18 protein-coding genes and 3 tRNA genes are annotated in these 19,724 nt (G+C 70.4%); 4 read left to right on the top strand and 17 right to left on the bottom strand.

Annotation, left to right across the window (positions count from 1 at the left end; translation table 11 throughout):
- Positions 1-2: 2 nt before the first annotated feature.
- From rpoB to ACFRAV_RS11740, 9 genes are all read right to left on the bottom strand, one after another.
- Complete coding sequence (rpoB, locus tag ACFRAV_RS11780) at positions 3-3,488, bottom strand: DNA-directed RNA polymerase subunit beta (protein WP_382554014.1); 3,486 nt, start codon at positions 3,486-3,488, stop codon at positions 3-5.
- Between the two features lie 665 nt (positions 3,489-4,153).
- Entirely contained in the window at positions 4,154-4,534 is a 381-nt protein-coding gene (rplL, locus tag ACFRAV_RS11775) for a 50S ribosomal protein L7/L12 (RefSeq protein ID WP_351110734.1), read from the bottom strand.
- A gap of 149 nt (positions 4,535-4,683) precedes the next feature.
- Positions 4,684-5,214, bottom strand: coding sequence for a 50S ribosomal protein L10 (gene rplJ, locus ACFRAV_RS11770; RefSeq protein WP_351110736.1), 531 nt, complete (start codon positions 5,212-5,214; stop codon positions 4,684-4,686).
- A gap of 469 nt (positions 5,215-5,683) precedes the next feature.
- Positions 5,684-6,604 (bottom strand): hypothetical protein, encoded by a 921-nt coding sequence (locus ACFRAV_RS11765; protein WP_382554009.1) that lies wholly within the window; start codon positions 6,602-6,604, stop codon positions 5,684-5,686.
- A 287-nt stretch (positions 6,605-6,891) separates the two neighbouring features.
- Positions 6,892-7,617, bottom strand: a complete 726-nt coding sequence (rplA, locus tag ACFRAV_RS11760; protein ID WP_351110740.1) for a 50S ribosomal protein L1 — start codon at positions 7,615-7,617, stop codon at positions 6,892-6,894.
- Positions 7,618-7,689: 72 nt separating this feature from the next.
- Positions 7,690-8,124, bottom strand: a complete 435-nt coding sequence (gene rplK / locus ACFRAV_RS11755) for a 50S ribosomal protein L11 (protein WP_108954835.1) — start codon at positions 8,122-8,124, stop codon at positions 7,690-7,692.
- 163 nt (positions 8,125-8,287) lie between these two features.
- The gene (gene nusG, locus ACFRAV_RS11750; RefSeq protein ID WP_351110742.1) at positions 8,288-9,142 is read right to left on the bottom strand and encodes a transcription termination/antitermination protein NusG; all 855 of its coding nucleotides are present in this window, start codon (positions 9,140-9,142) and stop codon (positions 8,288-8,290) included.
- Positions 9,143-9,384: 242 nt separating this feature from the next.
- Positions 9,385-9,660: a preprotein translocase subunit SecE gene (secE, locus tag ACFRAV_RS11745; RefSeq protein WP_351110744.1), complete on the bottom strand. Its 276-nt coding sequence runs from the start codon at positions 9,658-9,660 to the stop codon at positions 9,385-9,387.
- Positions 9,661-9,768: 108 nt separating this feature from the next.
- A tRNA-Trp gene (locus tag ACFRAV_RS11740) sits at positions 9,769-9,841 on the bottom strand.
- Between the two features lie 284 nt (positions 9,842-10,125).
- Between ACFRAV_RS11740 and ACFRAV_RS11735 the strand changes: the two genes are divergently transcribed.
- Positions 10,126-11,352 (top strand): pyridoxal phosphate-dependent aminotransferase, encoded by a 1,227-nt coding sequence (locus ACFRAV_RS11735; protein WP_382554003.1) that lies wholly within the window; start codon positions 10,126-10,128, stop codon positions 11,350-11,352.
- A gap of 192 nt (positions 11,353-11,544) precedes the next feature.
- Entirely contained in the window at positions 11,545-12,570 is a 1,026-nt protein-coding gene (locus ACFRAV_RS11730; protein WP_382554000.1) for an adenosine deaminase, read from the top strand.
- Between the two features lie 100 nt (positions 12,571-12,670).
- Here ACFRAV_RS11730 and ACFRAV_RS11725 read toward each other — a convergent pair whose 3' ends face one another.
- From ACFRAV_RS11725 to ACFRAV_RS11700, 6 genes are all read right to left on the bottom strand, one after another.
- Entirely contained in the window at positions 12,671-13,726 is a 1,056-nt protein-coding gene (locus ACFRAV_RS11725; protein ID WP_382553997.1) for a UDP-N-acetylmuramate dehydrogenase, read from the bottom strand.
- 255 nt (positions 13,727-13,981) lie between these two features.
- Positions 13,982-14,410 carry a MaoC family dehydratase gene (locus tag ACFRAV_RS11720; protein WP_382554053.1) on the bottom strand — a complete coding sequence of 143 codons (429 nt, stop codon included), beginning with the start codon at positions 14,408-14,410 and terminating at the stop codon, positions 13,982-13,984.
- Positions 14,411-14,415: 5 nt separating this feature from the next.
- Positions 14,416-14,868 carry a MaoC family dehydratase N-terminal domain-containing protein gene (locus tag ACFRAV_RS11715; protein ID WP_351110752.1) on the bottom strand — a complete coding sequence of 151 codons (453 nt, stop codon included), beginning with the start codon at positions 14,866-14,868 and terminating at the stop codon, positions 14,416-14,418.
- Positions 14,869-15,009: 141 nt separating this feature from the next.
- On the bottom strand, positions 15,010-15,174 hold the full coding sequence (gene rpmG, locus ACFRAV_RS11710) for a 50S ribosomal protein L33 (protein WP_046706212.1): 165 nt from the start codon (positions 15,172-15,174) through the stop codon (positions 15,010-15,012).
- 91 nt (positions 15,175-15,265) lie between these two features.
- Positions 15,266-15,338: transfer RNA gene (locus ACFRAV_RS11705), tRNA-Met, on the bottom strand.
- A gap of 46 nt (positions 15,339-15,384) precedes the next feature.
- Positions 15,385-15,457, bottom strand: a tRNA-Thr gene (locus ACFRAV_RS11700).
- Positions 15,458-15,741: 284 nt separating this feature from the next.
- Here ACFRAV_RS11700 and ACFRAV_RS11695 point away from each other — a divergent pair.
- Together ACFRAV_RS11695 and ACFRAV_RS11690 are read left to right on the top strand one after the other, a co-directional pair.
- The gene (locus ACFRAV_RS11695; RefSeq protein ID WP_382553992.1) at positions 15,742-17,118 is read left to right on the top strand and encodes an amidohydrolase family protein; all 1,377 of its coding nucleotides are present in this window, start codon (positions 15,742-15,744) and stop codon (positions 17,116-17,118) included.
- Positions 17,119-17,590: 472 nt separating this feature from the next.
- The gene (locus tag ACFRAV_RS11690; RefSeq protein WP_382553990.1) at positions 17,591-18,250 is read left to right on the top strand and encodes an NAD(P)H-binding protein; all 660 of its coding nucleotides are present in this window, start codon (positions 17,591-17,593) and stop codon (positions 18,248-18,250) included.
- Between the two features lie 9 nt (positions 18,251-18,259).
- Here ACFRAV_RS11690 and ACFRAV_RS11685 read toward each other — a convergent pair whose 3' ends face one another.
- Positions 18,260-19,042, bottom strand: coding sequence for a Clp protease N-terminal domain-containing protein (locus ACFRAV_RS11685; protein ID WP_382553988.1), 783 nt, complete (start codon positions 19,040-19,042; stop codon positions 18,260-18,262).
- 103 nt (positions 19,043-19,145) lie between these two features.
- Entirely contained in the window at positions 19,146-19,619 is a 474-nt protein-coding gene (locus tag ACFRAV_RS11680; protein WP_382553986.1) for an NUDIX hydrolase, read from the bottom strand.
- Positions 19,620-19,724: the final 105 nt, after the last annotated feature.

The following is a 19,724-nucleotide window of genomic DNA, read 5'->3' as shown; positions in this document are numbered from 1 at the left end:
CGTCAGACCTCTTCGACGCTGCTCGGCTCGCGCCGCGACAGGTCGATGCCGAGCTCCTCCGCAGCGCGGAAGACGTCCTCGTCGGTGTCACGCATCTCGATGGACATACCGTCGCTGGACAGCACCTCCACGTTGAGGCAAAGGGACTGCATCTCCTTGATGAGCACCTTGAAGGACTCGGGGATGCCGGGCTCAGGGATGTTCTCGCCCTTGACGATGGCCTCGTAGACCTTCACGCGGCCGGTCACGTCGTCGGACTTGATGGTCAGCAGCTCCTGGAGCGCGTAGGCGGCGCCGTAGGCCTCGAGGGCCCACACCTCCATCTCGCCGAAGCGCTGGCCACCGAACTGGGCCTTACCACCCAGCGGCTGCTGGGTGATCATCGAGTACGGGCCGGTCGAGCGGGCGTGCAGCTTGTCGTCGACCAGGTGGTGCAGCTTGAGGATGTACATGTACCCGACCGAGATCGGGTCCGGGAACGGCTCGCCGGAGCGGCCGTCGAACAGCCTCGCCTTACCGGTGGGCAGGACCATGCGGTTGCCGTCGCGGTTCGGGATGGTGTGCTGCAGCAGGCCGGCCAGCTCGTCCTCGCGGGCGCCGTCGAACACCGGGGTGGCGACGTTGGTGCCGGGCTCGACGGCGTCGGCGCCGATCGCCTGGAGGCGACGGGCCCACTCGTCGGCCAGGCCGGAGACGTCCCAGCCGCGGCTGGCGAGCCAGCCGAGGTGGATCTCCAGCACCTGTCCCGGGTTCATTCGGGACGGCACACCCAGCGGGTTGAGGATGATGTCGACCGGGGTGCCGTCCTCCAGGAACGGCATGTCCTCGATCGGCAGGATCTTCGAGATGACGCCCTTGTTGCCGTGACGGCCGGCGAGCTTGTCACCGTCGGTGATCTTGCGCTTCTGCGCGACGTAGACGCGGACCAGCTGGTTCACGCCCGGGGGCAGCTCGTCGCCCTCCTCGCGGTCGAAGACGCGCACACCGATGACCTTGCCGGTCTCGCCGTGCGGCACCTTCAGCGAGGTGTCACGGACCTCACGGGCCTTCTCACCGAAGATGGCGCGCAGCAGGCGCTCCTCCGGCGTCAGCTCGGTCTCGCCCTTGGGCGTGACCTTGCCGACCAGGATGTCGCCGGCGATGACCTCGGCGCCGATGCGGATGATGCCGCGCTCGTCGAGGTCGGCCAGGACCTCCTCGGAGACGTTCGGGATGTCCCGGGTGATCTCCTCGGGGCCGAGCTTGGTGTCACGGGCGTCGACCTCGTGCTCCTCGATGTGGATCGAGGAGAGGACGTCGTCCTGCACGAGGCGCTGCGACAGGATGATCGCGTCCTCGTAGTTGTGACCCTCCCACGGCATGAACGCCACGAGCAGGTTCTTGCCGAGGGCCATCTCGCCGTTCTCGGTGGCCGGGCCGTCGGCGAGGACCTGACCGGTGATGATCCGGTCGCCCTCGTTGACGATGACCTTCTGGTTCACCGAGGTGCCCTGGTTGGAGCGCGAGAACTTGGCCAGGCGGTACGTGATGTACGTGCCGTCGTCGTTGGCCGTGGTGATGTAGTCCGCGGAGACCTCCTGGACCACACCGTCCTTCTCGGCCTTGACCACGTCGCCGGCGTCCACCGCGGAGCGGTACTCCATGCCGGTGCCGACGAGCGGGGCCTCGCTCTTGATGAGCGGCACGGCCTGACGCATCATGTTCGCGCCCATGAGGGCACGGTTGGCGTCGTCGTGCTCGAGGAACGGGATCATGGCGGTCGCGACCGACACCATCTGGCGCGGCGAGACGTCCATGTAGTCCACGTCCTCGCCACCGACGTAGTCGACCTCGCCGCCCTTACGGCGGACCAGGACGCGCGCCTCGGCGAACCGCATCTCGTCGGTCAGCGGGGCGTTGGCCTGCGCGATGACGAAGCGGTCCTCCTCGTCGGCGGTCAGGTAGTCGACGTCGTCGGTGACCTGGCCGTCGACCACCTTGCGGTAGGGGGTCTCGACGAAGCCGAACGCGTTGACGCGGCCGTAGGAGGCGAGCGAGCCGATCAGACCGATGTTCGGGCCTTCAGGGGTCTCGATCGGGCACATGCGGCCGTAGTGCGACGGGTGGACGTCACGGACCTCGAAGCCCGCCCGCTCACGGGACAGACCGCCGGGGCCCAGCGCCGACAGGCGGCGCTTGTGGGTCAGACCCGACAGCGGGTTGTTCTGGTCCATGAACTGGGACAGCTGGCTGGTGCCGAAGAACTCCTTGATGGAGGCGACGACCGGCCGGATGTTGATCAGGGTCTGCGGCGTGATCGCCTCGACGTCCTGGGTGGTCATGCGCTCACGCACGACGCGCTCCATGCGGGCGAGACCCGTACGGACCTGGTTCTGGATCAGCTCGCCGACGTTGCGCAGGCGGCGGTTGCCGAAGTGGTCGATGTCGTCGGTCTCGACGACCACGGTCGAACCGTTGTCACCGACCGTCTCGGTCTCGCCGGCGTGCAGCTTCACCAGGTACTTGATCGTCGAGAGGATGTCCTCGACGGTCAGGATGCCGGCGTCGAGCGGGGCGTCGGCGCCCAGCTTCTTGTTGACCTTGTAGCGGCCGACCTTGGCGAGGTCGTAGCGCTTGGGGTTGAAGTAGAGGTTCTCGAGCAGCGTCTGCGCGGCCTCACGGGTCGGCGGCTCGCCCGGACGCAGCTTGCGGTAGATGTCCAGCAGCGCGTCGTCCTGGCCCTGGGTGTGGTCCTTCTCCAGGGTGGCGCGGATCGACTCGTACTCGCCGAACTCCTCGAGGATCTGCTCGGTGGTGTAACCGAGAGCCTTGAGCAGCACGGTGACCGACTGCTTGCGCTTGCGGTCGATGCGGACACCGACCATGTCGCGCTTGTCGATCTCCATCTCCAGCCAGGCGCCCCGGGAGGGGATGATCTTGGCGGAGAAGATGTCCTTGTCGGACGTCTTGTCGATCGACGAGTCGAAGTAGACACCGGGGGAACGGACCAGCTGCGAGACCACGACACGCTCGGTGCCGTTGATCACGAAGGTGCCCTTGTTGGTCATGAGCGGGAAGTCGCCCATGAAGACCGTCTGGGACTTGATCTCGCCGGTCTCGTTGTTGGTGAACTCGGCGGTGACGAAGAGCGGGGCCGCGAACGTGAAGTCGCGCTCCTTGCACTCGTCGATGGAGTTCTTCGGAGGCTCGAAACGGTGGTCGCGGAAGGTCAGCGACATCGACCCGGAGAAGTCCTCGATCGGGGAGATCTCCTCGAAGATCTCCTCCAGACCGGACTTGGTGGGGACGTCCTGACCTGACTCCAGAGCCGCCTCGACGCGAGCCTTCCACGCGTCGTTGCCGAGCAGCCAGTCGAAGCTCTCGGTTTGCAGCGCCAGAAGGTTCGGAACCTCGAGGGGCTCCTTGATCTTTGCAAAGGAGATGCGCAGCGGGGCGGTGCTGGCACCGTTGTTCGTATTCGCGGTCGAGGCAGTGCGCGAGGCGGCCAAGAGGGGGTCCTTCCGAGGGCTCGGACTCACTACGCGCGTACCGGCCCCCCGCAGAGGGGAGGAAGAGTGGACAACGTCCCAGGTCGGGACGGTCCGGCCTTCCTGGCTCGAGCGAGGGCAGACCCCTGGTGACGGGCAGGGGGCAGCTAACAGGCAGCGCAAAGGGTCAGTGTAGCCACATGGCTCACTGATGTCCAGTGCGGGTATGCGCGAACCCCACGAATGCCGCTGACCCTCGCTGTTCTCACCTTGTCTCGACACCGTCTTCGACGACGCTTCGGGCGGGAGCGATATCCCCCTGCCGTCAGCGCACGGTGATACTGCCCTCTTCGCCGCCGATCCATGCCTCGGATTACGGATCGTGTCGCGGCGCGAACTGAGAATCGCGCGCCGCGTGCGGTTCGTCAAGGGCTCCCCGCCGTCCGGCTGTTCTCCGGCGGCGCGCTGCCACGGCCACCGGAAAGCACTGCGTGCGGGACTCCCCCGGGCAGGGCGAAGATCACCTTACCCCGAGCCACGGACACCGCAAGGAGCCCGCCGGGCGGCCCGTGGAACGCCGAAGAGCGACCACCCACTTGGGTGATCGCTCTTCAGTGCTTCAGCGTTACAGCCCGCTCACGCGGAGGCTGTCACGACCGAGCCGGGATCCCTGCGGATCCGTGAGGTCACTTGACCTCGACGGAGGCGCCGGCGCCCTTGAGGGACTCGGCGGCCTTCTCCGCGGCCTCCTTGTTGACCTTCTCGAGGACGGGCTTCGGGGTGCCGTCGACGAGGTCCTTGGCCTCCTTCAGGCCGAGGGAGGTCAGCTCACGCACGACCTTGATGACCTGGATCTTCTTGTCGCCGGCGCCGGTGAGGATGACGTCGAACTCGTCCTTCTCCTCCGGGGCCTCGGCGGCGGCGGCCGGGCCGGCCGGGGCGGCGGCGACGGCCGCGGCGGCGGTGACGTCGAACTTCTCCTCGAAGGCCTTCACGAACTCGGAGAGCTCGATGAGGGTCATCTCCTCGAACTGGGCGAGCAGGTCTTCCTGGCTGAGCTTCGCCATGATGGCGGTCCTTCCACTCAATCGGCAGGTGGTGCCGGATGTACTGGGTGAGGCGGGCGTACGTTTGGCCCGCATTTGATCCCTGCCGCGCCGTCCTTGCGACCGGTTGGTCTCAGGAGTGGGCGGCGAGGATCAGAAAGCGAGCCGAATTACTCGGCACCGCCCTGCTCGTCCTGCTTGGCACGAAGCGCGTCCACGGTGCGGACGAGCTTCGACGGGAGCGCCTGGAAGAGCGAGGCAGTCTGGGACTGCTTGCCCTTGAACGCACCGGCCAGCTTGGACAGCAGAACCTCGCGGGACTCGAGGTCCGCAAGCTTCTTGATCTCGTCGGCGGACAGCGCCTTGCCGTCAAGGACACCGCCCTTGATGACGAGATTCGGGTTCTCCTTGGCGAAGTCACGGAGACCCTTCGCCGACTCCACCGGGTCACCGGTGACGAAGGCGACCGCCGTCGGACCGTTGAACAGGTCGTCGAGCGAGGAGATCCCGGCCTCGTTGGCCGCAATCTTGGTCAGCGTGTTCTTCACCACGGCGTACTGGGCGTTCTCACCGAGCGAACGGCGCAGCTGCTTGAGCTGTGCCACGGTGAGACCGCGGTACTCGGTCAGCACGGCGGCGTTGGAGCTGCGGAACGCGTCCACAAGCTCGGCAACCGCGGCAGCCTTGTCGGGCCTCGCCATAGAGCCTCGGCCTCCTTCCGGGTGATTCGGACCGCGCGGACCCGAAGGAGGACTGGGAAAAACGAAACGCCCCATGCGCAGGCGCACGGGGCTCAGCTCAACCGTCTCGGCTCACGCCGCTCCGGGAACTACTCCACGGTCACCTACGCGGGTCGTCCGCACTTCAGCGGATCCTTCGGCCACCACACCCTCATGCGAGGGCACGGCAACGACCAGCGGTCTTTGGCTTCCTCGGAAGAGTACGCGAGTGCACCACCGCGGAGCAAATCCGCCCCTGCCGGCCCGGCCGAGGGGTCTCCGGGCCCACGCCACGGGGCCCGCGTTCCGGTGGAAGCGGGCGGGCGTCCCGCGTCGATGGACGCGGGCGGGGGTCTCCGCCCCACGGGGCGAGCGCGCCGGCCGTGGCGGCCGGCGCGCGGCCCGTGCGCGGCGCCGTCGGCACTCCCCCGTGGAGCGGTCGTCCGACCGGTCAGGCGCCGGCGCCGGACATCATCTCGGCGAGGTCGAAGGTCTCGGAGGCCGGCGGGGCGGTCACCTTCGCCTTGGTCCCGAAGTCCGACAGGTCCATCTTGATCTTCATCTTGCCGACGGCGGAGTCCATGACGACGTTCATCCGGGTCGGCAGGTCGTCCTCCGTCACCCAGACCTCGATCTCGTAGGACTTCACACCGGCCTGCTCGACGGTGGCCGCGAGCCGGTCGCGCTGCTCCTTGTCGAGCTCGGCGAAGGCCTTGCTGGAGTCGATCATCTCCTTGACCGGCACCGTGCCCTTGTAGTGCTCGGCCTGGAGGCCGTTGACCTTCTCCGAGCCGAGGCTCTGGATGTTCGGCGACTCCAGCAGGATGCCCAGCGACTCGGTCGGGTCCTGGTTCATGTTCTCGTTCATGGCGCCGGACAGCCCGCCCGCCTCGGCCCCGCCCGCCTCCTCGGCGGCCTTGCCGATCTCGGTGTAGTCGAGCTTCATCCAGCGCTTGCCGTCCATCTCCGCGGCGGCGGCCTTACCCATGTCCATGTACATGACGTTGTCGACCATCACCGCGCGGATCTCCTCGGGAGCCCCCGCCTGTCCGCCGCCGAGCGCACCGCCCGACATCGTCACGTCGAGCAGCGCCGGGTCCCACCCCTGTACACCGCTCATGGTGATCTCGCCGCCCTGCGCGCCGGGGACGGTCATCGTCATCTCGAGGTGGGCGGTCCTGACCTCGGAGGTCTTCTTGAACGCCGCGGTCAGCGCGGAGAGCGCGTTGCCGCCGCCCTTCTCCTCGGCGGCGGCGGGCTTGCTGCCCTTGGTTCCCTTGGCCGCGTCCTGCTCCTCGCAGGCGGTGGCGCCGGCGACCAGGGCGGTGACCACGGCGAGGGCGGCCAGCGAGCGGCGGGTGCGAAGGTTCATCGTGATCCCCCCGGGATCTTGGTGCGGATGTGCGAGCGTGCGGCTGTGCGGCTGTGCGGCTGTGCGAACGCGACGCGGGGCGCGGCGGGTTCGACCGGCGCCCGCGACGTCCCCTCCACACTAGAGACCCCCGCCGACACCGCATCAGCCTTTTCCCGGCACTCTTGACAACACCCACACTGCCGCCCGCCGGAAACGATGCACCGCCCCGGAAACGCCGGTGGCCCCGCCCCCCGGGAAAGGGGGACGGGGCCACCGGAAAAGGACCGTCGCGGTGAGCGTCAGGCTCAGACCGCGGCCGGGTCCTCCTCGACGAGGAGGTTCCGCGTACGGTTCGAGTCCAGCGGGATGCCGGGACCCATCGTCGTGGAGATCGCGGCCTTCTTGATGTAGCGGCCCTTGGCGGCGGACGGCTTCAGACGGAGGATCTCCTCCAGCGCCGCGCCGTAGTTCTCCACCAGCTTGGTGTCGTCGAAGGACGTCTTGCCGATGATGAAGTGCAGGTTCGAGTGCTTGTCGACCCGGAACTCGATCTTGCCGCCCTTGATCTCGGTGACGGCCTTGGCGGTGTCCATGGTGACGGTGCCGGTCTTCGGGTTCGGCATCAGACCACGCGGACCGAGCACGCGGCCGAGGCGGCCGACCTTGCCCATGAGGTCCGGGGTGGCGACGACGGCGTCGAAGTCCAGGCGGCCCTTGGAGACCTCGTCGATGAGCTCGTCGGAGCCGACGATGTCGGCGCCCGCGGCACGCGCGGCCTCGGCACGGTCGCCGGTCGCGAAGACCAGGACCCGGGCGGTCTTACCGGTGCCGTGCGGAAGGTTCACGGTGCCACGGACCATCTGGTCGGCCTTGCGCGGGTCGACACCCAGACGGAAGGCGACCTCGACGGTGCCGTCGAACTTGGTCGTGGAGGTCTCCTTGGCGAGACGGACGGCCTCGAGCGGGGCGTAGAGCTTCTCCCGGTCGATCTTGGCGTCCGCAGCGCGGAGAGACTTGCTGCGCTTGCTCACTTCTGCTCCTGAGTACTGAGAGGAGTCGTGGTGTGGGCCGAGCAGGCCCTCCCACGTCAACTACGGGGGTGGTCAGCCTTCGACGGTGATGCCCATGGAACGGGCGGTGCCGGCGATGATCTTCGCGGCGGCGTCGATGTCGTTGGCGTTGAGGTCGGGCATCTTGGTCGTGGCGATCTCACGGACCTGCGCGTCGGTGATCTTCGCGACCTTGGTCTTGTGAGGCTCGCCGGAGCCCTTCTCCACACCCGCGGCCTTGAGAATCATCTTGGCGGCCGGCGGAGTCTTGGTCACGAAGGTGAAGGAACGGTCCTCGTAGACCGTGATCTCCACCGGGATGACCCAGCCACGCTGCGACTCGGTCGCGGCGTTGTAGGCCTTGCAGAACTCCATGATGTTCACGCCGTGCTGGCCCAGCGCGGGGCCGACCGGCGGGGCCGGGTTGGCCGCGCCGGCATTGATCTGGAGCTTGATGAGCCCCGTGACCTTCTTCTTCTTGGGAGGCATGTGCTCTCTCTCCGGGTCTTAGTGAGAGGTTGAGCCAACCATCCGATTCAGCCGGATGGAGGCATACCGCACCACGATAACGGGTATCCATGTGCGGCTGAAAACCGAGCAGGTCAGACGGCCACCGAAGTGTGCCGTCCGACCTGTTTCGGAAGACTATGGATCAGTTCTTCTGGATCTGGTCGAAGGACAGCTCGACCGGGGTCTCGCGACCGAAGATCTCGACGAGGCCCTTGACCTTCTTCGAGTCGGCGTTGATCTCGTTGATCGTCGCCTGGAGGGTGGCGAAGGGGCCGTCGGTGACGGTGACCGAGTCGCCGACCTCGAAGTCCAGGACCTGGACCTCGACCTTGCGCTGCGGCGCCGGCTTGCCCTCGGCCTCGGCGGCCTCGCGGGCGGCCTTGGCCTCGGCCTCCGGGGCGAGCATCTTCACGATCTCGTCCAGCGACAGCGGGTACGGGTCGTAGGCGTTGCCCACGAAGCCGGTGACGCCGGGGGTGTTGCGGACGACGCCCCAGGACTCGTTCGTCAGATCCATGCGGACGAGCACGTAGCCGGGCAGCTTGTTCTGCTTGACCGTCTTGCGCTCGCCGTTCTTGATCTGGACGATCTCTTCCTCGGGCACCTCGGCCTGGTAGATGAACTCCTCGACGTTCAGCGAGACGGCACGCTGCTCGAGGTTGGCCTTCACGCGCTTCTCGTAACCGGCGTACGTGTGGATGACGTACCAGTCGCCGGGCAGGGTGCGCAGTTCCTCGCGGAGGGCGGCGACCGGGTCCACGACCTCGTCGGTCGTCTCCTCGTCGGTCCCGTCCTCGTCCGCGGCGGCCTCAACGGCGTCGGCGGGGGTCTCCGACTCGTCGGCGGCGTCCTCGGACGCCTCCTCGACGTCGGCGTCGGCAGCCTCGACCTCGGCGGAGGTCTCGGTGTCCTCGGTGTCCGCGCCCTCGACGATCTCGAGCTCGTCCTCGACGGCCTCGACCGACTCGCTGGCGTCGTTCAGGTTCGGGTCAGACACGGTGGCTGCTTCTTCCTGGGTACATGGGGGTTGATGCCGTTCCGCCGGCGCCGCCTCCCGCGAGGGGCGCTCCCCGCCGCTCCCCCTCGCGGGGGAGGAATCGACGGTCCAACGGAACACTGGCCTTCAGCCTAGCGGACGATTCGTCCCTGTCAGGCGTTCATGAACACCAGGCCGGGACGCGAACAAGGGCGCCGTTTTCACGACGCCCTGTCTGCTGTGCGGTGTCAGTTTCGGGCGGGTCAGCCGAAGACCCAGCCGGCGGCCTCGTCGAGGCCGAAGTCGATCACTGTGACCAGTCCGATCATGACCACCACGAATATGATCACGACTGTCGTGTACGTGGTGAGCTGACTGCGGGAGGGCCAGACGACCTTGCGGAGTTCCGCGACGATCTGGCGGTAGAAGAGCGCGAGGCGCTTCAGCGGGCCCTTCTTGGCGCGCTTGCCGCCCTTGCGCGGCTTCTTCTCTTCGTCCTGGGCATCAGGCATGTCGATGGAGCCCACGGCGTCCGTCACTCGTCCTCACCTGAATCCCGGATCGTGCCGTGCACGAGCCCGGTATGAGCCGCACGGCGGTGCCTGGCAATACTGTCATGCGCACACAACCTGGCTAGGTGTGTGTAGCAGGGCCGGAGGGACTTGAACCCCCAACCGCTGGTTTTGGAGACCAGTGCTCTACCAATTGAGCTACGACCCTTTGTGGTGTCCACCAACCTACCGCATGCTCTCGGGTCTCTCGCAAGATCCTGATCGACGCGGTCCGTCGGCTTCCAACGAGGTGAGAGTGTACGTGTTCTCGGCCTCCGCGTCGAACAGAAAATTCCGCGTCCCGCGAGGACGTCGGCGCGAGCGTCCCCACACCTCCCCCGCACCCGCTCCGGTGCTCACGGCCCGGGACCCGGATGGGCACGCGTGTGCACCCCTTGTTCACTCCGCGAACCTGGATGCCGCCGGTGTTTCCTTTCTGAAACCATGGCGGTCATGAGCGCAGCTACCTCTCCGACCGAGCGCCGGGTGTCCGCCCGCATCGGCGCGATCTCCGAGTCCGCGACCCTCGCCGTCGACGCCAAGGCCAAGGCCCTGAAGGCCGCCGGGCGCCCGGTGATCGGCTTCGGCGCCGGCGAGCCCGACTTCCCGACGCCGGACTACATCGTCGAGGCCGCGATCGAAGCCTGCAAGAACCCGAAGTTCCACCGCTACACCCCCGCCGGCGGTCTCCCCGAGCTCAAGGCCGCGATCGCCGCCAAGACGCTGCGCGACTCCGGCTACGAGGTCGACCCCTCGCAGGTCCTGGTGACCAACGGCGGCAAGCAGGCCATCTACGAGGCCTTCGCCGCGATCCTGGACCCGGGCGACGAGGTCATCGTCCCGGCCCCGTACTGGACCACCTACCCGGAGTCGATCCGGCTGGCCGGCGGCGTGCCGGTGGAGGTGGTGGCCGACGAGACCACCGGTTACCGGGTCTCGGTCGAGCAGCTGGAGGCGGCGCGCACCGACCGCACCAAGGTCGTGCTGTTCGTCTCCCCCTCCAACCCGACCGGCGCGGTCTACAGCCGCGAGGACGCCGAGGCGATCGGCCGCTGGGCCGTGGAGCACGGCCTGTGGGTGCTGACCGACGAGATCTACGAGCACCTGGTCTACGGCGACGCCGTCTTCACCTCGCTGCCGGCCGTGCTGCCCGAGCTGCGCGACAAGTGCATCGTGGTCAACGGCGTCGCCAAGACGTACGCGATGACCGGCTGGCGGGTGGGCTGGATCATCGGCCCGAAGGACGTCGTGAAGGCCGCGACCAACCTGCAGTCGCACGCCACCTCCAACGTCTCCAACGTGGCCCAGGCCGCCGCGCTGGCCGCCGTCTCCGGCGACCTGACCGCCGTGGAGAAGATGCGCGAGGCGTTCGACCGCCGTCGCCGGACGATCGTGCGGATGCTCAACGAGATCGACGGCGTGGTCTGCCCGGAGCCGGAGGGCGCGTTCTACGCCTACCCGTCGGTGAAGGCGCTGATCGGCAAGGAGATCCGCGGCCGCCGTCCGCAGAACTCGGTGGAGCTCGCCGCCCTGATCCTGGAGGAGGTGGAGGTCGCGGTCGTCCCGGGCGAGGCCTTCGGCACCCCGGGCTACCTGCGGCTCTCCTACGCGCTGGGCGACGAGGACCTCGTCGAGGGCGTCAGCCGCATCCAGAAGCTGCTGGCGGAGGCCCAGGACTGAGCCGGTCCTACACGAGCGGGGCGGGGCGGTACGTGACCGCCCCACCCGGGGGGGGGGGGGGCTATCGTCCCCCCCACCACCCCCCCCGCCCCGTCTGCGCCCGGCTCCTGCCGGACCGATTTTCCGTTCGAGCAAGGTCTCGAAAGGGGAACTGGGTAGGAGTGACGCATGGGAGTACGGCAGGATTCGGCAATGGAGCGCGTACGTGATCTCACCAAGCTGCCGAAGGCTCATCTGCACCTGCACTTCACCGGTTCGATGCGCCCCCAGACCCTTCTCGAACTCGCCGACAAGCACGGCGTCCGGCTGCCGGACGCGCTGACCGGGGCGGAGCCCCCGCAGCTGCGGGCGACCGACGAGCGCGGCTGGTTCCGCTTCCAGCGGCTCTACGACGCCGCCCGGAGCTGTCTGCGGGACGAGGACGACATCCGCCGGCTGGTCCGCGAGGCCGCCGAGGAGGACGTCCGGGACGGGTCCGGGTGGCTGGAGATCCAGGTGGACCCCACCTCCTACGCCCCGAGGCTGGGCGGGCTGATCCCCACCATGGAGGTCATCCTGGACGCCGTGGACGCGGCCTCCCGGGAGACCGGTCTGGGCATCCGGGTTCTGGTCGCGGCGAACCGCATGAAGCACCCCCTGGACGCGCGGACCCTGGCCCGGCTGGCGGTGCGGTACGCGGACCGCGGCGTGGTCGGCTTCGGGCTGTCCAACGACGAGCGGCGCGGCCTGGCCCGCGACTTCGACCGGGCGTTCGCGATCGCGAGGGAGGGCGGTCTGCTGGCCGCCCCGCACGGCGGTGAGCTGACCGGCCCGGCGTCGGTGCGCGACTGCCTGGACGACCTGGAGGCCACCCGCATCGGCCACGGCGTGCGGGCCGCGGAGGACGCGCGGCTGATGCGACGGCTGGCGGACCGGCAGATCACCTGCGAGGTCTGCCCCGCCTCCAACGTGGCGCTGGGCGTCTTCGACAAGCCGGAGGAGGTCCCGTTGCGCACCATGTTCGAGGCCGGGGTGCCGCTGGCGCTGGGGGCCGACGACCCGCTGCTCTTCGGCTCGCGCCTGGCCGCCCAGTACGAGATCGCCCGGGAGCACCACGAGTTCACCGACGCGGAGCTGGCCGAGCTGGCCCGTCAGTCCGTCCGCGGCTCGGCCGCGCCCGAGGAGGTCCGCTCCCGGCTGCTGGCCGGCATCGACACCTGGCTCACCACGCCGGCGTGACCTGCCGGCGGCCCGGGACGCGAGGGCGGTGGCTGCGGTGAGGACGGTGGCTGTGGTGAGGACGGTGGCTGTGGGGGCGGTGACGGTGGGGGCGGTGGCCTCAGAGGCCGACGCCCACCATCACCGGCTCGTTGACCAGGGTGACGCCGAACGCCTCCCGCACCCCGGCCACGACCTCGCGGGCGAGGGCGAGGAGGTCCTCGGTGGTGGCGGAGCCGCGGTTGGTGAGGGCCAGCGTGTGCTTGGTGGAGATGCGCGCGGGCCCGCCGCCGTAGCCCTTGGTGAAGCCCGCCTTGTCGATCAGCCAGGCGGCCGAGGTCTTGGTGCGCCCCTCCCCCGCCGGGTACGCGGGCGGCGTCACCTCGTCGCCGAGGCGCTCGCGCACCCGCTCGCGGAAGGCCGCGAAGGCGGCGTCGTCGAGGATCGGGTTGGTGAAGAACGACCCGGCGGACCAGGTGTCGTGGTCCTCGGCGTCGAGGACCATGCCCTTGCCCGCCCGCAGCTTCAGCACCGTCTCGCGGGCCTGCTCCAGCGGCACCCGCTCGCCGGCCTCGACCCCCAGGGCGCGCGCCGTCTCGGGGTACTTCAGCGGGGCGGACATGCCCCCGGCGTCCTCCAGCTCGAAGCGGACGCGCAGCACGACGTAACGGTCCGGGTCCGCCTTGAAGCGGCTGTGCCGGTACGAGAAGCCGCACTCCTCGCCGCTCAGGGCGACCGTCGCGCCGGCGGCGCGGTCGTAGGCGATCACCTCGGTGATCGTGGAGGAGACCTCCTGGCCGTAGGCGCCGACGTTCTGGATGGGTGTGGCGCCCGCGGAGCCGGGGATGCCGGCCAGGCACTCGATGCCCGCCAGGCCGGCCCGCACGGTGCGCGCCACGGCCTCCGACCAGACCTCGCCGGCGGCCAGCTCCAGGCTGGTGCCGTCCAGGGAGAAGCCGCTGGTGGCGATGCGCAGGGCGGTGCCTTCGAAGCCCTTGTCGCCGACGACCAGGTTGGAGCCGCCGCCGATCACGAGCAGCGGCGTGCCGGAGGCGTCGGCCTCGCGGACGGCCTCCACGACCTCGGCGTCGGTGGTCGCGGTGACCAGCCGGCGGGCCGGGCCGCCGAGACGAAAGGTGGTCAGCGGGGCGAGCGGGGCGTCATGTCGTTCCTGCACGCCGCCTAGCCTACGCGGCGGGCCGGACGGGACGCGGAGGCGTCACCGCCCGGCCCGGGTGCCGCGACGGCGTGCGGCGCGGGTCACGGGGCGAGGAACCGGCGCGGGCGGCGCCGGGGCACGGGGCCGGGGACCTGGCCGGGGCCCCGCCGGAGCACAGACCTCGGCCTCCCGGCCGACGGCGACGAACCGAGAACCCGGCCGGGGCCCGCGCCGGGGCACGAACCGAGATCCCGGCCGGGATCCGCGCCGGGGTCAGGCGAGGCGGACGACCGCGCGGGACATGCCGAGGACCTTCTGCCCGGCGAACATCGCGGTCAGGTCCACCCGGACCTGGTTGTCGTCGAGCTTGGCCGCGACCTTGCCGCTGACCTCGATCGTCGCGCCCTCGTCGTCGTTGGGGACCACGACGGGCTTGGTGAAGCGGACCCCGTACTCGACGATCGCGCCCGGGTCGCCGATCCAGTCGGTGACCACACGGGCCGCCTCGGCCATCGTGAGCATGCCGTGCGCGATGACGTCCGGCAGCCCGACCTCCTTGGCGAACTTCTCGTTCCAGTGGATCGGGTTGAAGTCGCCGGACGCGCCGGCGTACTCGACCAGCGTGGCGCGGGTCAGCCGGAAGACCTGCGCGGGAAGTTCGGTGCCGACCTCCACGTCGGCGTACGCGACCTTGGCCGTCATCCTCGTCATCCCTCCTCGGCGGCGCGGGCCACCAGCTTGATCCAGGCGGTCACCACGAGTTCACCGGACTCGTCGTGCACGTCGCCGCGCACGTCGAGGATGTCGTTGCCGGCCAGCGACTTGATGGCGTCGATGGTGGTGGTCACGGTGAGCCGGTCACCGGCGCGCACCGGACGGCGGTAGGCGAACTTCTGGTCGCCGTGGACCACGCGGCTGTAGTCGAGACCCAGCTCCGGGTCGTGGATCACGCGCCCGGCGGCCTTGAAGGCGACGAGGAAGACGAAGGTCGGCGGCGCGATCACATCGGGGTGACCGAGGGCCTTGGCGGCCTCCGGGTCCGTGTACGCGGGGTTGGGGTCGCCGATGGCGGCGGCGAACTCGCGGATCTTCTCCCGCCCGACCTCGTACGGGTCGGTGGGCGGGTAGCTCCGCCCGACGAACGACTGGTCCAGCGCCATGGGCGCCACCTCCTGCTGCCTGTGCTTGCTGCGGTAACCCTATGCACGGCGGGGCACGCCCCGGGGCGGGACGGACCGGACGCCGTGGGGAACGACGAAAGGCCGCCCCCTGACGGGGACGGCCTCACGTACGAGCCTGATTTATCGCGTCTCGCGGTGCGCGGTGTGCGCCTTGCAACGCGGGCAGTGCTTCTTCATCTCCATGCGATCCGGGTTGTTACGCCGGTTCTTCTTGGTGATGTAGTTCCGCTCCTTGCACTCCACGCAGGCCAGCGTGATCTTCGGGCGGACGTCGGTGGCAGCCACGTGAAGTGCTCCTTGACGAACGGATAGTACGAACTAAGACAGAAAAATAGTAGCCGACTGAAGGACCGACCCCGCAATCGGCTACTAAGAGTAGCGGTGACCGGACTTGAACCGGTGACACAGCGATTATGAGCCGCTTGCTCTACCGACTGAGCTACACCGCTGCGGATCGATCGGACCCCGCCTCGCGGCGGGGACCTCTCTCACCAGAGCCCCAATACGGAATCGAACCGTAGACCTTCTCCTTACCATGGAGACGCTCTACCGACTGAGCTATTGGGGCGAGCGAGGAAGACATTACACGGTCGTCCGCCGATCCCCCAAATCCGTTTCCCGGCGTCCTGCGCCGGGATGTCCCGAAGGGGCCCCCGGTCGCCTCGCAACCCTCCCGCCGCACCGGAAGAGGGCTCCCGCACCGGTGGCACCACACCGGTACGACTATTGCGCTCCTCCCTGGGCTCGGCGGGTCGCCGCCCTAGGCTCGGTCACTCCACGTGATCGTTTCTCCAGGCCGCCCCTCGGCGTCCTCCCCGCAGCAGCACCCGGATCCGGACCCCCAGGAACGCGATGTCCGACAGCCAGCCGCCTCCCCAGCAGCCCAACCCGTCGCCCTCCTCCACGCCGGGCCCCGCCGAGCCCGCCGCACTCCTGCTCTGCGGCGCCCGCCTGACCGACGGCCGCACGGTGGACGTCCGGCTGGGCGGCGGGCGGATCGAAGCCGTCGGCACGGCGGGCAGCCTGGCCGGCGACCCGGTGGTCCCCGGTCCGGCGCACCCGGCCAACGCCTTCCTCCCCTCGCCCGCCTGCGCCGCCACGACGGACGCGGGCGGGGGCGGGGGCGGGGGCGCCGGACCGGGTACGGGAACGGGCGCGGCGCCCGCGCGCGTCAACCTGGAGGGCTACCTGCTCCTCCCCGCCCCCGTCGAACCGCACGCCCACGCCGACACGGCGCTCACCGCCGAGGCGGACGGGCCCGCGCCGGGCGATCCGCAGGACGTCCAGCGCCGGGCCACCGAGGCGGTCCTCGCCCAGCTCGGCCACGGCTCCACCGCGATCCGCTCCCACGTCCGTGTCGGCGACGTCCAGGGGCTCGGCGCCCTGGAGGCGGTACTGCGGGTGCGCGGCGTGGTGCGCGACCTGGTCGACCTGGCGGTCGTCGCCATGCCCCGGCTGCTCACGGGGGCAGCCGGGGCCGACGGGCTGGCCCTGCTGCGGGACGCGGTCGGCATGGGCGCGACGGTCGTCGGCGGCTGCCCGGACCGCGATCCGGACCCCACCGGCTACGTGGAGGCGGTGCTGGACCTCGCCTCGGCCCACGGCTGCGCGGTCGACCTGCACACCGACGGCACCGACCCGGCCCGTCTGTGCCGCCTTGCCGCCATGGCGGGCGGGCTGCGCGGCGGGGTGACGCTCGGCCCGCTGGGCGGACTGGGGCTGCTGCCCAGCGACGTGGCCTCACGCTGCGCCGACCAGCTGGCGGCGGCCGGGGTGGGCGTCGTCTGTCTCCCCCAGGGCGGTTGCGCGGGCGCCGACCGCCGCGGCGCCGCCCCCGTGCGGCTGCTGCGGGCCGCGGGTGTGCGGGTCGCCGCGGGAAGCGGGTCGCTGCGTGACCTGTCGAACCCGGTGGGCCGCGGCGACCCGCTGGAGGCGGCCTACCTGCTGGCCTCGCAGGACGCGCTGCCGGTGGAGGACGCCTTCGGGACGGTGAGCGCGGCCGCCCGCGCGGTGCTGGGGCTGCCGCCGGTGCGGGTCGAGGCGGGGTTCCCCGCCGACCTGCTCGCCGTCCGCGGGGACCGGCTGGCCGGGGCCCTCTCGCTGGCCTACAGCCGCCTGGTGATCCACGCCGGGCGAGTGGTCTCCCGGACCAGCGCGGTCCGCGAGTACTGCGACCTCGGCGGCGCGGGCGCGGGACCCGAACTCCCGCGCCAGGCACGGCATCCCTGACGGGGCGGGGCACCGTCACGCGACAGCGGGCCGGGGTCGCCGTCGCCATGAGGCGCGGGCGTGGGCCCGACGGGGCGCGGGTGTCCTCCTCTCGCGGCGCGGGGCGCTCGCGCCGCGCCGTGACGCTGCCGCGCGACGACGCGGCGCGAGGGCGATGTCGCCCCGTGGGAACGGCTGTGACGCGGCCTCACGCCGCTGCGTGACGCCTCGCCCCGCCTGGCGCGAGGGCGTGGCCCCGCACACCGAGCGCGTCGGTGCGTCGCGGGGCATGCCTCCGGGCCCTTCACCTTGTCGAGGCGGCATCGACGCGCTCCGTCGTGACGCTCACGGCCCGGCCCTGACGCCTCAGCTGCGTCGGGCCGCTCCGCGGGGCGTGGGCCGAACCCGCGCCCCCGGGCGGTGGACGAGCCTCGCGGCGGTGGCCGTGACGCGTCGTGGCGCATCGTCCGGCCCACCGAGTTACGGTCGAAGCATGCGTACCGTCATCGCCGGAGGCCACGGCCGAATCGCCCTGCGACTGTCCCGACTGCTCGCCGCGCGAGGTGAGGAGGTCGCGGGCATCATCCGCAATCCCGATCACGGCGACGATCTCCGCGAGGCCGGGGCAGAACCCCTCGTCCTCGACCTGGAGTCGGCCGGCGTCGAGGAGCTCACCGAACTCCTGCGCGGCGCCGACGCCGCCGTCTTCGCGGCGGGCGCGGGCCCGGGCAGCGGTGCGGCCCGCAAGGAGACCGTCGACAAGGGCGCCGCCGTGCTGCTCGCGGACGCCGCCGTCCGGGCGGGCGTCCGCCGCTATCTGGTCGTCTCCTCCATGGCCGCCGATCCGGACCACCAGGGCGACGAGGTCTTCGACGCCTACCTGCGCGCCAAGGGCGAGGCCGACGCCTACGTGCGCTCCCTCGGCGACTCGCTGGACTGGACGATCCTGCGTCCCGGCATGCTCACCGACGACGCCGGCACCGGGCAGGTGCTGCTGCGGGCCTCCACCGGCCGGGGCCCCGTCCCGCGCGACGACGTGGCCGCCGTCATCGCCGAACTCCTGGACTATCCCGGCACGGTGGGCCTGACGCTGGAACTGATCGGCGGGTCCACGCCGGTCACCGACGCGGTGAAGATGGTGGCGGGCGAGTAACCGGCCGCCTCAGCCTTCCTGCGGGGACCGCCCCTCCGCGGACGGCGCCTCGTCGGTCTCCTGGGCTGCGTCCGTCGCCGGTGTCACCAGCTCCAGCGCCCGGGCGACGAACTCCTCCACCCCGGTCTTCCCGACACCGAGCCGGCTGAGCACGCCCTCGCCGTTCTCCTGCTCCAGCAGCGCCAGCAGGATGTGCTCCGTGCCGACGTAGTTGTGGCCCAGCCGCAGCGCCTCACGGAACGTCAGCTCCAGGGCCTTCTTGGCCGCCGAGCCGTACGGCACGAGCTCCGGCGGGTTCTCGGCCGCCTCGGGGAGCACCGCCGTGACGGCCTCCCGGACGGCCTCCGGGGTGACCCCCTGCGCCTCGATCGCACGGGCGCCGATCGCCTCGGGCTCCGCCAGCAGCCCCAGCACCAGATGCTCGGGCAGCCCCTCCGCGGCGCGGGCCGCCCGGGCCTCGCCGTGCGCCGCGACGACCACGGCGCGGGCGCGCGGCGTGAAGCGCTGGAAGCCCTGGGCGAGGTCGAGGTCGGCGGACTCCTTGGGCACGAAACGCTTTTGGGCGGCCTGCCGGGTGACGCCCATGCTCTTGCCGATGTCCGTCCAGGAGGCGCCGGCCCTCCTGGCCTGGTCCACGAAGTGGCCGATGAGGTGGTCAGCGACCTCGCCGAGGTGTTCGGCGGCGAGGACCGCGTCCTGCAACTGGTGCAGGGCGTCGGGGTTGACCTTCTTGATCGCGTCGATGAGGTCGTCGAGACGGGGGGATGCGGAGCCGAGCGGATTGATCGTCATGCGTCAACCTTAGGTTGACACCCCCGGAACGTCAACCTTCGGTTGACAGTCTGCGGCATTCCGTCCGGCACGGAGCCGGCACCGAGCCGTCACCGAGCCGTCTTCAGTGCTGGACGAGACCGCCGACCGGTACGGGGCCGACGTGCCCGGTCGCCGGACGGATGAGGGCCAGGGCGAGCCCGACATCGACGAGCGAGGACCTGGGCAGCGCCGTGACCTGGGCCGTCGGCGTCCAGACCGACTCCACGACTCCCCCGCCCGGCTCCGGCCGCAACCGCCCACCCGTGATGCGCACCAGGTAGAAGACGCCGACGTTCTGGTGGTCCGGTCCGCCGGGGACGGTGCGTTCGGCCGGCGGAATCACCCGGGAGTCCACGCCCAGCAGCCGTTCGACCTCCGCGTCGCAGCCCGTCTCCTCGGCGACCTCACGCACCACGGCGTCGAACGGATCTTCCCCGTGCTCCACCCCACCGCCCGGCAGACTCCACGTGCTCGCCCCCTGCGGTGACACATGACGGGCCAACAACACCCGCTCGCCCACGAGGCACACGGCATACGCCGCCAGCCGAAGACTCATCCCCCGCACCCCCTTCCCCCGTGCCCTACCCGAGGCCGGGGGCCGGTACCCGGGGACGGGCGCGGAAGGCCGCCGACGAGACCGGCGTCCTGACCGAGTCGGCCA

Origin of the sequence: Streptomyces sp. NPDC056600 (assembly GCF_042792855.1) — a bacterium.
Lineage (GTDB): Bacteria > Actinomycetota > Actinomycetes > Streptomycetales > Streptomycetaceae > Streptomyces.
This window is presented reverse-complemented; position numbering and strand designations above follow the sequence as displayed.